10 protein-coding genes are annotated in these 13134 nt (G+C 69.1%); 3 read left to right on the top strand and 7 right to left on the bottom strand.

Translation table 11 applies throughout. The annotated features are described in order from the left end of the window. Positions 1-16 precede the first annotated feature (16 nt). From pdxA to lptF, 5 genes are read right to left on the bottom strand one after another with little or no spacing between them, the layout of a single operon-like run. Complete coding sequence (pdxA, locus tag VOI27_RS05320) at positions 17-1003, bottom strand: 4-hydroxythreonine-4-phosphate dehydrogenase PdxA (RefSeq protein ID WP_323764266.1); 987 nt, start codon at positions 1001-1003, stop codon at positions 17-19. Next, the gene (locus VOI27_RS05315) at positions 1000-2223 is read right to left on the bottom strand and encodes a peptidylprolyl isomerase (RefSeq protein ID WP_323764265.1); all 1224 of its coding nucleotides are present in this window, start codon (positions 2221-2223) and stop codon (positions 1000-1002) included. Before VOI27_RS05315 ends, pdxA begins: the two co-directional genes overlap by 4 nt. Then, complete coding sequence (locus tag VOI27_RS05310; protein WP_323764264.1) at positions 2220-4349, bottom strand: LPS-assembly protein LptD; 2130 nt, start codon at positions 4347-4349, stop codon at positions 2220-2222. Before VOI27_RS05310 ends, VOI27_RS05315 begins: the two co-directional genes overlap by 4 nt. Further along, positions 4349-5443, bottom strand: a complete 1095-nt coding sequence (lptG, locus tag VOI27_RS05305; RefSeq protein WP_323764263.1) for an LPS export ABC transporter permease LptG — start codon at positions 5441-5443, stop codon at positions 4349-4351. Before lptG ends, VOI27_RS05310 begins: the two co-directional genes overlap by 1 nt. After that, the gene (gene lptF / locus VOI27_RS05300; protein WP_323764262.1) at positions 5440-6576 is read right to left on the bottom strand and encodes an LPS export ABC transporter permease LptF; all 1137 of its coding nucleotides are present in this window, start codon (positions 6574-6576) and stop codon (positions 5440-5442) included. The genes lptG and lptF overlap by 4 nt, the downstream gene beginning before the upstream one ends. Before the next feature lie 164 nt (positions 6577-6740). Here lptF and VOI27_RS05295 point away from each other — a divergent pair, with 164 nt between their 5' ends. Together VOI27_RS05295 and VOI27_RS05290 are read left to right on the top strand one after the other, a co-directional pair. After that, a complete protein-coding gene (locus VOI27_RS05295) occupies positions 6741-8216 on the top strand; it encodes a leucyl aminopeptidase (RefSeq protein ID WP_323764261.1) in 1476 nt (491 codons plus the stop codon). A 4-nt stretch (positions 8217-8220) separates the two neighbouring features. Next, positions 8221-8679, top strand: coding sequence for a DNA polymerase III subunit chi (locus tag VOI27_RS05290; RefSeq protein ID WP_323764260.1), 459 nt, complete (start codon positions 8221-8223; stop codon positions 8677-8679). A gap of 409 nt (positions 8680-9088) precedes the next feature. Here VOI27_RS05290 and VOI27_RS05285 read toward each other — a convergent pair whose 3' ends face one another. After that, on the bottom strand, positions 9089-9460 hold the full coding sequence (locus tag VOI27_RS05285; RefSeq protein WP_323764259.1) for a VOC family protein: 372 nt from the start codon (positions 9458-9460) through the stop codon (positions 9089-9091). 79 nt (positions 9461-9539) lie between these two features. Between VOI27_RS05285 and VOI27_RS05280 the strand changes: the two genes are divergently transcribed. Next, the gene (locus VOI27_RS05280; protein ID WP_323764258.1) at positions 9540-12566 is read left to right on the top strand and encodes a caspase family protein; all 3027 of its coding nucleotides are present in this window, start codon (positions 9540-9542) and stop codon (positions 12564-12566) included. Here VOI27_RS05280 and VOI27_RS05275 read toward each other — a convergent pair. After that, complete coding sequence (locus tag VOI27_RS05275; RefSeq protein WP_323764257.1) at positions 12550-13131, bottom strand: retropepsin-like aspartic protease family protein; 582 nt, start codon at positions 13129-13131, stop codon at positions 12550-12552. The two genes, VOI27_RS05280 and VOI27_RS05275, sit on opposite strands and share 17 nt — an antisense overlap. Positions 13132-13134: the final 3 nt, after the last annotated feature.

Raw genomic sequence — 13134 nt, 5'->3', positions numbered from 1 at the left:
CTCGTAAAGGCGCATGTCAGGCAGGCTCTGCCGCTGTGCTGCCGGCCATCTCCAGCGCCGCAATCAGCGAGGCCGGGTTGGCAAGGCCCTGACCGGCGATGTCGAAGGCGGTGCCGTGATCGGGCGAGGTGCGCAGGAAGGGCAGCCCGAGGGTGACATTGACGCCGCGGTCGAAATCCAGCGTCTTGATCGGGATCAACGCCTGATCGTGATACATGCAGACCGCCACGTCATAGCGCGCGCGGGCGGCCGGGTGAAACATCGTGTCGGCCGACAGCGGCCCGGCAATCTCCATGCCCTCGGCGCGCAGCCGGTCGAGCACCGGGGCGATCAGCGCGATCTCCTCGCGGCCCATCCGCCCGCCTTCGCCGGCATGGGGGTTGAGCCCGGCCACCGCGATCCGCGGCGCGGCAAGGCCGAAGCGCTGCACCAGCCCGGCGTGGGTGATCCGCAGCGTTTCCTCCAGCAGCGCGGGTGTCAGCGCCGCGGGCACCTCGGCCAGCGACAGGTGGATCGTCACCGGCACCACCCGCAATTCGGGCGAGGCCAGCATCATCACCACCCGCTCGACACCGGCCTGCGCGGCGAGGTATTCGGTATGGCCGGGATAGGCAAAGCCTGCGCCCTCGGCCAGCGCCTGCTTGTGGATCGGCGCGGTGCAGAGCGCCCGCGCCCGGCCCGCCATCACCAGAGAGACCCCCTCGGCAATCGCGTCGATCACCGGCTGCGCATGGGCGGCCTGCGCCACGCCAGGCGTCACGCCCGGGCCGAAATCGCGGTGCAGCACCGGCAGGCCGTGGGCCATCGCCGCGGCGGCCTCGGCGGGGTCGGCAATCCGCACGTGTGGCGCGGTGTCGGGCAGGTGGCGGGCGTCGCCGATCAGGAAGAACGCCAACCGTTCGCGCAGCGCCTCCCAGGCGCGGCAAGCAAGCTCGGGGCCCACACCCGCCGGCTCGCCGCAGCTGAGCGCAACGGGCAGCGAAGAGGCGGGCGCGGGGCTCAATTCAGCTCCATGATCCGGGCATCGGCGCGCAGCTGCTCGAGGTAGCTTTCCGACAGGCTGCCGATGCGCCGGTTGCGCAGACCGGTGGCCACCGCCTCGCGGTCGGGGGCTTCTTCCACGGCAGGGGTTCTGCCGCAGAGCATGAGCAGGACCAGCGTCTGGCCGCCGGCGCGGGTCAGCGCGGTCGAGGTCTCGCCGGCATCGAGCTTCGACAGCTCGAGGGCGATGTCGGCGGGGAGCTGCTCTGGCGGCAGGGTGGTGCGGTCCAGCACCTCTTCGGGCTGGCCCTTGGCCACGCCGTAGAGATCATCGCAAGTGTCGATCCGGGCCTCGATCGCAGCGGCCTGGGCCAGGGTCTCTGCGCTGCGGCCGCCGGTCATGTAATAGGCGGCATATTCCACCGCCGCATAGCTCGGCCGGGCGAACTCGGTCTCCTCGATGGCGCGCAGCTGGAACAGCGCCACGGCGTTCGGAATGGCCAGCGGATCGGTGACCTCGCCGGGCGAGAGCGCCAGCACCAAGGGCCGCAGCACGGGGGGCAGATCCTCGATCTGCTGCCAGGGAAGCTTGCCGCCCGACCGGGCGGTGGCAGTGGCGGAATACTGCCGCGCGGCGGCGGCGAACTCGGCCTCGGAGGTGGTCCGGGCGATGCGTTGTGCGCGCGCCATCACCGCCTCGGCCTCGGGGGGCGGCGCCGGCATGATGATTTCGGCCAGCAGCACCCGCACCGAAGAGCCGCCGCCGGCAGCGCCCAGGGCGCGGTCGATCTCGGCCTCGCTGGCCTGGGCGCTGCCGGCGAACCGCGTGCGCACCACCTCGCGCCAGGCGAGACCCGCTTGCACGAAATCGCGAAAGGTTTCGGCCGCGACGCCGAGGTTCGACAGTTCGGCGATCAGCTGCTCGGCGGTCAGGTTGGCCCGGCCGGCGAATTCCTCCATCCCCTCGGCGATCTGCTCGGGGGTGACGGTGATCCCCATCTCGCGCGCGGCGCGCAGCTTGAGCCGGTCCTCGATCAGCTGTTCGCGGGCCAGCTCCTGCGGGTTGCCGGGCGCGCGCAGCACGCCGAGAAAGGCCACGCGCTGGTTGATCTCGTAATTGGTGATGACCATCTCGTCGATCTGGATGGCCGGCGAGAACAGCCCTTGGGCGGGCAGCGACAGGGGCGCCAGCGGCGCGATCAGAAGCGCCGCGGCCGCGGTCCGGAGAAATCGTGAAATCATTGTCTGCATGTCCTGCTGTAGCTTCCTGCGTCGCCGCCGGTGCTGAACCCTTTTAGCGTCACTGTTAGACCATAAGTGGTGAAAGGGTCCAGATTGGATGAATCGGCGAAGGTCCGGTCGGCGGTAAAGGCCGCCTCGATGCATTCGTTGCGATAGGCGAGGCCAAGGCCCGCCTCGACCGCGCGGTTGTCGGCGATGTCATATTGCGCATCGCCCGAGACGGTCCAATGCCGGCTGAACCGGTAGGACCCGTCAAAGCTCCATTCCGCCACCTTCTCGTCGCGGTCCTCGTCGCTGTCGGCGGGCAGCAGGATAAAGGAGGCGCCAAGGTCGACGCGATCGTTCGACCAGGCGCCGCGGGCGGCGGACTTGCTGACCTCTCCGGTGTCGTCCCAGAGCGTGCGCGACTGGATGTAGAGCCCGTCGGTGCTGCGGAAATGGGTGGCGAAGAGCCAGTCGGAGGTGGCCTCGTCCAGCCCTGAGGTGGCGGTGAAATCGTCGTTCTGCGCGTTGCGATAGACCCGGCCGACCGACAGCCCGGCCTCCCAGCCGCTGGCCGCCTTGTGCAGGAAACGCAGCCCCAGCACCGTTGCCAAGCCGCGCTCGCGCCGGTCCTCGGCCGGGAACCGCGACAGCGACAGCAGGTTGCCTTCGTCAAGCTCCTGCCGGGTGCTTTCGTCGTTGGCGACATCGGCGTCACGGCCGCCGACCCAGCCGATCTGCGCCACCGGTTCAAGCAGTTGCCGCGCCCCGCCGGCGCCACTGCGCAGAAAGGGATAGCGAAAGGTCAGCGCGGCCGAGGGGGTGACCGAACTGTCGACCGCGGCGACGCTGGTGTCATCTCCGGTCGTGAACTGGTCAAAGGCCAACCCGGCCTGTGCCGCGATTTGCAGCCCCGAGCCATAGGTCCACTGGTTGCGCCAGTCCGCCTCGGCCCCGGCGCGGCTGACGTCGCGGCCACTGCCGTTATTTTCGGAATAGCGGATGTGGCTGTGCCCCAGCAGCCCCAGCCGCAGCTCGCCGCCCAAGCGGTTGGAGAGCTGGTAGCGGCGCTCGTAGCGCAGGTCGGGAATGATTGTCGGCTGGGTCGAGTTCAGCTCGTTGTCGCGCAGGGTGTTGTAGTGCACCAGCTCGGCCAGCAGGCTGGTATTGCGGGTGGTGCGGCTCAGCGAGATCTCGCTGTCGAGCCGGTCCTTGCCGGAATAGTCGTACTCCGAGAGGTAGGATTCATCCGTCGTCACCTCGAAGTTGAAGCTCAGCTCGTAGCGGTTGCCGAGATCGAAGAACCCCTCGCCGAACAGGTAGCCGCGCATCTCGTCGGGCAGCAGCGTGTCGCGGGTGACGGCGCCGTTCAGCTCGATATCGCCGTTGACGAAGGCCTGCCGGTAGCGCAGCTCGAGGGTCCGGGTCTCTTGCGACAGGTAGGGGGTCACCGTGATGTCGGCATGATCGCCGAGCGGAATGAAATAGGGCAGCTTGATCCCGGTGCCGAGCTCGGTGGTGGTGCGGATCGAGGGAAACAGGAAGCCGCGGGCGCGTTCCAGCGTCGGGTCGGGCAGCCGCAGGCGGGGAATATACATCACCGGCACATCGAGCACGCGAAAGGTGGCGCCGTCGAAATAGAGCTGCTGCGCCGCTTCGTCATGGATCGCCCGGCGCGCCCGGATCGACCAGAGCGCCACGCCCTGCGGTCCGCAAATCTGGCACGACGTCACGGTGACCTTGGACAGCTGGGTATAGCGCCCCTCGACGCGGGCAAGCTGCACCGCGGCCAGTTGCAGCTGCTGGTCGAGCACCATGCGCGCGCCCCTGAGCAGCCCGTTCTCGAGATCGCTGTCCAGTTCGGCGCTGTCGGCGAGGATGACGATGCTCTCGCCGTCGTCGATGCGGATCGGGCCCTCGATGATCAGGCTGTCGGTCTCGCGGGCATAGGTGATCCGCCGCGCCCAGATCCGGGTGCCGTCATAAAGCGCCTCGACGTTGCCCTCGGCGATCAGCCGCTCGTCGGGGGTGACCACCACGGTATCGGCGACCAGCAGTGCCGGGTCGTCCGTGCCGGCCTCCTGGGCGGCAAGAGACAGCGGGGCCAGCGCGCAGCAGAGCGCAAGAAGCAGGCGGCGCAGCATCAGCCGTCCTCCATGTGCAGGATGAGGCCGAGGCCGATCAGCACCGCCGCCACCGGCGGTGCCCAGGCGGCGAGGATGGCGGGGACCTGGCCGTTCTCGCCGAGGATCTGCGCGAAGTTGCGCAGGTAATACAGCCCGAAGCCCAGCATCAGCGCCGTCAGCACCGACAGCCCGGTGCCGCCAAAGCGTGTGTGGCGCATGGTAAAGGCCGCGCCAAGCAGCACCATCGACACCAGAAAGACCGGCCGCGCCAGCTCCATCTGCAGCCAGACCGCGTGGCGCCGGGCCGAAAAGCCGGCGTTCTCGAGCTGGGCGATGAAGTCGGGCAAGTCCCAGATCGCCACCGCCGAGGGCTTGCCGAAACTGTCGCGGATGCGCTCTTGCGTCAGGGTCGAGGGCAGGCGCAGCTCGGCATGTACCGCGGCATTGGTTTCCGGGTTGAGGCCAGAGATCAGCGGCCAGACCTTGGCGTTCTTGAGCACCCATTGCGCGGTGGCCAGCGCCGCCTCCTCGGCCGCAATCCGCCGCACCGGACCGCCGTTGGCAGCATAGCCGATAAAGGTCACGTCATGCAGCACCGTGGCGGTGGGGTTCGAGCGTTCGGCGTGGATCACCGTCTGGCCCATGACGTCGCCCTGGCGCAGCCAGAGCCCCTCGCGGCCGATCGACAGCGTCGAGGTGCCGCCGCTGTCATAGAGCTCGCGCAGGTCGTGGTAGCGTTGCGAGGTGGCCGCCACGATCGGGTTGAAGGCCGCCACGGCGATGCCGCCGATCAGCGCCGCGACCACCACCGGCCCGGTCAGCGCCGAGAGGCCGGAGCGCCCGGCGGCACGGCTGACCACCAGTTCCGACGAGCGTGCCAGCGCCAGGCAGAGCGCGATCGCCGAGAGGATCATCACCAGCGGCAGCATCTGGTAGAGCCCCTCCGGGGTGTTGAGCAGGGTTACCTGCAGCACCTGGCCAAAGCCCACGTCCTCGTCGAAGCGGCGCAGTTGCTCGACCAGATCGAGCAACATGACGAACAGGAAGAAGATTGCCAGCATGCCGCCAAAGATGGTGGCGAAGCGGCGGGCGAAATAGGCGTGAAGCGTCATGCCGCGCCCTCCGTCAGGGCCGGCCGCCGGCGCCGGAACGCCGCAGGATGATCGGCCCGCCAATAAAGCGCCAGCGCGATCGCCAGACCGATCCCCACATGCACATAGGCCAAGGGCCAGAGCGCCATGTCGCCGCGCACCGGCTCGGTCATCGCGCCCTCGACCAGTTGCACCACCACCAGCAGGAACACTGCCAGCACGATCTGCCGCGTGATGCCGAACCGGCTGAAGCCGCCGGCCAAGAGCGCCGAATGGCCGATCAGCGCCGCCACGATGGTGACCAGCGCTTGAGAGATCCGCTGGTGGCCCTCGAGCAGCACCTCGCCCGGCGGATCGTTGACCTCTTCGGCCACGGCCAGCGTGTCGAACAGCGTCTCACGGGTGGACACATAGCGCAGCTTGCGCGGGCCTTGGCCGTTCTGGGCGATCAAGCCGCTGATATCGCGCGAGAACTGGGCGAAATTGGTGGTCGAGAGCTGGCCGGTCTTGGGGGTCAGCACCTGCGCCATGCCGTCGCGCATGATCAGCTTCGGGCCATCGTCATCACGCAGCAGATAGGCCTTTTCGGCGGTATAGGTGATGTGGCGGGTGTCGTTGCGCACATCCGACAGGAAGACATCGGCCAGTTCGCCCTCGGGCGAGATCTCGCGGATGTAGAAGGTCACCCCCTCAGCCGGGTGCAGGAAGGTGCCCTCGCGCAGCAGCCGTGCGCTGATCGAGCCGGCGATCTCGCGCTCGCGCTCTTTCAGCTGCTCGAGGCTGGCGGGGATCAGCAGATGGGTCAGCACCGACATCATCATCGCCAGCATCAGGCCATAGACCAGCACCGGTCGCGCCAGCCGCCACGGCGAGAAGCCGGTGGCCTGCATCACCGTCAGCTCGCTGTCGTTCGACAGCCGGTTGGTGACATAGATCGAGGCCGCGAAAGCCGCCATCGGCAGCACCATGCCGATCACCTGCGGCAGCGACAGGGCGGTGAACTCGAGGAAGACAAAGGCCGAATGGCCGTCGGCGATCAGCTGATCGAACAGGATCACCGCCCGGTTGACCCAGTAGACCGCTACCAGCACCAGCGCGAAGAAGCCGAAAAGCGTGAAGAGCTGCGACAGCATGTATCTGTCGAATCTGGCCAACAGGACCCCCAACCTCTTTTCATCTGCCGCGACCCTAGAAGATTTTCACGCAAGGGAAAACTGGATATTGGCGGCGCCCACACATAAAGGGGTGGTTCAGCGGGGGGCCGCGCACTAGGACTAGTGGCACTCACCGCAATGTTCCTCGTACCGGAGACCTGACCATGACCAGCCCCGCCAAGATCACCTTTGCCGAGACCGACCTCGACCGCGTGGCCGATGCGCCCGGGCGGGTGGCCGTGATCCTTGACGAGGAGGGCCGGCTCGATCCCGGTGCGCGGCGGGTCAACCGGCAGATGCGGCAGGCGCTGAGCCGGTTTGCCGAGAGCAAGGCCTTTGCCGAGATGAAGCCCGGTGATCTGGCGTCACTGGCCTCGCCCACCGGGATGGAAGCCGAGGCGGTCGATGTGCTCAAGCTGCCGCGCCGTCCGGATGTGGACATCGCGCGCAAGGCCGGCGCGGCGCTGGCCAAGGCCCGCGGCACAGCCGATCTCTTGGTGCTGGCCGGCGGGCGGGCGCGGATCACCGAAGTGGCAATGGGGCTGGCCCTGCGCGGCTACGAGTTCGCCGATCACAAGACCGGCCGCGACGCCCCGCGCAAGGCCTCCGTCACCGTGATGTGCTCGAAACCCGACGAGCTCGCGGCCGAGTTCGCGCCGATGGCCGCTGTGGCCGAAGGCGTGTTCTTTACCCGCGATCTGGTGAGCGAGCCGGCCAATGTGCTGACCACCACCGAGTTTGCCGACCGGCTGGTGGCGCTGGGCGATCTCGGCGTCGAGGTCGAGGTGCTGGAGGAAGACCGGCTGGAAGAGCTTGGCATGGGTGCGCTTCTCGCCGTGGGGCAGGGCTCTGACAGCCCCTCCAAGGTGGTCGTGATGAAATGGATGGGCGGCACCGAGGGCGAGGCGCCGCTGGCGCTGGTCGGCAAGGGCGTGGTGTTCGACACCGGGGGCATCTCGCTCAAGCCCGCCGCCGGCATGGAAGACATGACCATGGACATGGGCGGCGCCGGCGTCGTCTCGGGCGTGATGAAGGCGCTGGCGCTGCGCAAGGCGCCGGCCAATGTGGTCGGGCTGGTCGGGCTGGTCGAGAACATGCCCTCTGGCAATGCCACCCGCCCCGGCGACATCGTCAAGAGCATGAAGGGCGACACCGTCGAGGTGATCAACACCGACGCCGAGGGCCGGCTCCTGCTGTGTGACGTGATGTGGTACGCGCAAGAGACCTTCCGGCCGGCCGGGATGATCGATCTGGCGACGCTGACCGGCGCGGTGATCATCGCGCTGGGCCATGACAATGCCGGCGTGTTCTCGAACGACGACCCGCTGTGCAACGCCTTCCTGAAATCCGCCGAGGCAGAATGCGAGGGTGCCTGGCGCCTGCCGCTGGGCCAGAGCTATGACGACCAGCTCAAGAGCCAGAAGGCCGACATGAAGAACGTCGGCGGCCGGCCTGCCGGCTCGATCACCGCGGCGCAGTTCCTCAAGCGCTTCGTTCAGGACGAGACGCCGTGGATTCACCTCGACATCGCCGGCGTGGCGCAGGTCGCCAAGGACACCGACCTGGCGCCCAAGGGGGCGACCGGCTGGGGCGTGATGGCGCTCGACCGGCTGGTGCGCGACCGGTTCGAGCGGGGCTGAGCCCTTGGGCGCCGCCTTCTTCTATCACCTGACGCAGCGGCCGCTCGAGGCGACCCTGCCGATGCTGCTCGACAAGGCGCGCGGCGCCGGCTGGCGGGTGGCGGTGCGCGGGGTCGACGAGGCGCGGCTCGACTGGCTGGACGAGCGGCTCTGGCAGGGGGCCGACGACAGTTTCCTGCCGCATGGCCGCGCCGGCGGGCCGCATGATGCGCTGCAGCCGGTGTTGTTGACCTCGGGGGCGGCGGCGAATGATCCGCAATGCCTGATGGCGGTGGACGGGGCCGAGGTCTCGGCCGAGGAGGTGGCGGCGCTGGAGCGGGTCTGCGTGCTGTTCGACGGCGGCGATCCGCAGGCGGTGGACCGGGCGCGCGGCCAGTGGAAGGCTTTGACCGGCGCGGGCTGCGCGGCGCAGTACTGGTCCGAGGAGAGCGGCCGCTGGGAGAAGAAGGCTGAGAGCGGGTAAGGCAGCGGGGCTGATGGGCTGACATACTGGCTGGGCGGTGCGAAGAGCGTCTTGCCCGACGCAAGCAACCGTCTGCTTCCCCTGGCCCGGAGCAAGTCCGAAGGCCGCCGGGCCAGCGGCTGCCCGCCTCGTCGCACCAAAGGTGCGCCAATGATTGTGGCACGCCTCTGGCGTAGCGGGCTGCCGCTTTGACGGCAGCAGGCGGTGCCATTCGAGGTCTCACGGACTTTGCCGGGATAAATTGCCGTGCATTGCCGTTGCGGCGGCACCCCGCGGGCAGCCGCTTGACAGGCTCACGGATCGGCGGTCATAGGCCCGCCCACGCGCGGGTCCTGATCCGGCGCCGCGCCGCTGACGCGGCCCATGAGGTCCGGGGTCAAGCCCGGGACGGGGCCCCAGCCGCACAGGCTCACACGTGCTGGTCGACCAGCACCGGATTGCCATCCGGATCGATCACCACAAAGCTCGCAGGCCCGGTGCCGTCAGGGTCGGTCGCCTGCGCGATCTCCATGCCCATATCCTTCAGCGCGGCCTGCAACGCGCGCACGTCGGTAAAGCCCTCGACCGGCTGCGCCGCCTGATCCCAGCCCGGGTTGAAAGTCAGCATGTTGCGCGGAAACATTCCTTGGAACAGGCCGATCACCGCCCCCTTGTTCTCCATGATCAGATAGCCCTGCGCCTCGTCACCGCCCATCGGCGAAAACCCCAGCGCCTCGTAGAAGGCCCGCGACGCCGCCAGGTCTCTGACTGCGAGGCTCACCGAAAACGCGCCCAAATCCATCGTACTCTCCCTTTACTGACCGGAGGCGCATGACGGCAGAAATCATTTGAGCGCCCCGCCTCCCGGGTTACCCTGCGGCATGCGCTGGCTTCTGTCGATTCTCTTGCTGCTGCTACCGGGTCTCGCCTGGCCGGAAACCCGCGCCGCGCTGATCCTCGCGGCCGAGCGCTACGAGGCGCTCAGACCGCTGCAGAACCCGGTCAACGACGCCCGGGTGCTCGAGGACAGGCTGACCGCGCTGGGCTTTGACGTCTACGTCGAGACCAATCGCGACCTGCGCCGGATGCGCCGCGCGCTCGAGGATTTCGCCTATGACGCCGAGGGCGCCGCGGTGGCGCTGGTGTTCTTTGCCGGCCATGGCATGGAGGTCGCAGGCCAGAACCTGCTCTTGCCGGTCGACGCGCCGGCCGGCTCGGTGGCCGAGCTGCAGGCCGGGGCGCTGCCGCTCGAGACGGTGGCGCAGATGTTGCAGCAGGTGGCGCCGGTGGGCCTGCTGATCGTCGACGCCTGCCGCTCCGATCCCTTCGGCAGCGAGGGGCGCGGCGCCGCGCGCCTTGGCGGTCGCGACGGGATCAAACCGGGGCTGGCGCGCATTGGCCGGTCCGACAATCTGCTCTACGCCTTTTCCGCCGCCCCCGGGCAGGCGGCGCTTGATGGCAGCGGCAGCAACTCGCCCTTCACCGAGGCGCTGGCCCGCCATCTCGAGACCCCGGGGCTCGAGATCCGCCAGGTGCTGACGCTGGTGCAGCAGGACGTCTACGACCGCACCCGCGGCAAGCAGCTGCCCTATGTCGAGAGCGGCCTGCCGGCCATGGTCTTTGCCGGCGGCACCTCTGAGCTGCCGGAGCGCGAATCGCTGCTTCTGGCGATGGCCGGGCTGCAGCCGGCGCACCGCGGACTGATCGAGCGCATCGCGGCCGAGAACGACATGCCGCTGGCGCCGCTCTTCGGGGCCTTCCTCTCGGCCGATCTCGCCCGTCGCCCGTCTGACGACCAGACCGCCGAGCTCACCGCCGCGGCCCGCGCCTTCACCGAGCTGCGCCGCGACATGGCGACCCTGGCCTCGGATGATCCGGCGGTGACCGCGCTGCGGCAGGCGGCCGAGGGCCATCTCGAACTCGGCGCCTTCGATACCGCCCGCGCCCGTCTGACCGAGGCGGCGGCGATCGACGCCCGCTCGCGCGATGCACTGAAGGAGAACTACCTGACGCGGACCATCTCCGAGGCCGAGACCCACAGCCTCAACGCCCGCGCAGCCGAGGCCGATCTGCGCCGCGATCTGGCCATCGCCGATTACCGTCGGGCGGCGGCGCTCTTTGAAGAGGCCGGCGCGCTGGGCGGCGAGACGCCCGATCAGTTGCGGCTAGTGACCGATCAGCTTGGCCGGGTGCTGATGACCACCGGCGATCTGGGCGGCGCCAGGGAGGCCTTTGCCCGCAGCCTCGCGGCGGCCGAGGCACGGCTGGCGGAACGCCCCGGCGACATCACCCGCCAGCGCGCCATCTGGGTGGCGCAGAACCATCTTGGCGACGTGGCGCGCTTTGCCGGCGACAGGGCCGGCGCGGCGGCGCTCTACCACGAAGCGCTGGCGGGGATCACCGAGATTGCCGAGACCGCGCCGGAGACCCTCGTCTTTCAAAGCGACCTGTCGATCAGCCTCGAACGGCTTGGCCAGATGAACCTCGACCTTGGCAATCTGGCCGAGGCGCGCGCCGCCTATGCGCAGGCGCTGGCAATCAACGAGGCTTTGGTGGCGCAGGATCCGGACAATCGCGACTGGCAGCGCGGCGTCGGGCTGGGCCATCGCCGGCTGGCGGATGTGGCGCTGGCGCTGGGCGATACCGCGGGCGCGCGGGCGGGCTATCTGCAGGCGCTGGCGGTGTTCGAGCGGCTGGCGGCGGCCGAACCGGAAGAGCCGTTGTGGCAGCGCGACCTGTCGATCATGCACACCGTTCTGGGGGACGTGGCGCTGGGGCAGGGCGAGCTGACGGCGGCGCAGGCGGAATACGCCGCCGGGCTGGCGATCTCGCGGGTGCTGGCGCAGGCCGATCCCGGCAACAGCGAATGGCAGCGCGACCTCGCCATCGCGCATGAGAAATCCGGCAACGCGCAGAGCCAGGCGGGCGATCTGCGGGCGGCGCAGGCCAGCTTTGCCGCCTCGCTCGCGGTGCGCCAGCGGCTGGCGGCACGCGATCCGGCCAATGCGCAATGGCAGCGTGACCTCTCGATCGGCCACAACCTGACCGGCGATACAGCCTTGGCGCTGGGCGATGCCATGGCCGCGCGGGCCGACTATGCCCAGGCTCTGGCGATCCTCCTGCGGCTCGAGGAGACCGGCGCCGGGCATGGCCGCGACGTCTCGATCACCTACAACAAGATCGGCCAGGCGGCGCTGGCGCAGGGCGATCCGGCGGCGGCGCGCGATGCCTTCGAGGCCGGGCTGGCACCGATGCGCGCGCTGGTGGCGCAGAACCCGGCGCATGCGGTCTGGCAGAGCGACCTTGCGATCAGCCAGGACCTGCTCGGCATCGCGCTGTGGCAGTTGGGCGAGCTGGCGGCGGCCCGCGCGGCCTTTGACCAGAGCCTGCAGCTGCTCGAGACGCTGCTGGCGCAGGACCCCGGCAACCGCGGTTGGCGGCGCAGCCTGGCCCTTGTCCACGACCGGCTGGGCGGCCTGGCCCAGGCCGAGGGCGATCTGGCGGCAGCGGCGCAGGCCTATGACACCGCCCGGAAGCTGCGCGCCGCCCTGCTGGCCGAGACGCCGGGCAACAGCCTCTGGCAGCAGGACCTGGGCTACAGCCTCGGCAATGTCGGCGTCATTGCCCTTGCGCGCGGCGAGGCAGAGGCCGCGCGCACGGCCTTTGCCGAGGCGCTGGCGATCCAGCGCGCGCTGGTGCTGCGCGATCCGGCCAATGTGCGCTGGCGCCACGATCTGGCGCTGACCCTGTCGAACCTGGCGCTGACTGGCGAGACGCCAAAGACGCATTTGACCGAGGCGATGGATATCGTCACGGCCCTGCAGCAGGAGGGTCGCCTGCTGCCCATGGCCGCGGGCTGGGCAGAGTATCTCGAAACCACGCTCTCGGCGCTCAGCGCTCCAGAATGAGCCGCCCGCCCGAGATCTCCAGCCGGTCAAAGCGTTGCAGGTAGGACATGCCGAGCAGGCTCTCGGCCATCTCGCCCTCGTTGACAAAGGCGGTCACCCGCCGGTCGGTCATGCCCTCGAAGCCGATCTCGTCAAGCACCACCAGCGCCGTGCGCACCGCGCCATTGGCGGTCATCGCGGTGCCGGTATAGCGCAGCTGCTCTGGCAAGAGGCCGGCGGCGCGGGCGTCCTCCTCGAGCAGCACGATCGAGGTGGCACCGGTGTCGACCACGAAGCGCGTCGGATGGCCGTTCACATCCAGCGTCAGGTAGTAATGCCCGTCGGGGCTGCGCGGCACCTCGATCCGGCCCTGGTCGGAAAACACCGCCTGCCGCGGGATCACCGTCTGGCGGATATCGTCCCAGAGCCCGACGGCGGCGATGGCGCCAAGAAAGATCAGCCCCCAGAGCGCCGCATGCTGCATTACCTTGCCCAGCGAGTTGCGGTTGGCCACGATGAACCACAACACCACCGCGCCCAGCAGCATCACGAGATAGATCAATTGTCCGGTGTCCATGGCCGACATGCG

Origin of the sequence: Marinovum sp. (assembly GCF_034669705.1) — a bacterium.
Lineage (GTDB): Bacteria > Pseudomonadota > Alphaproteobacteria > Rhodobacterales > Rhodobacteraceae > Marinovum.
Note: the sequence above shows the minus strand (reverse complement) of the source record. Positions and strands in the feature narration are given on the sequence as shown.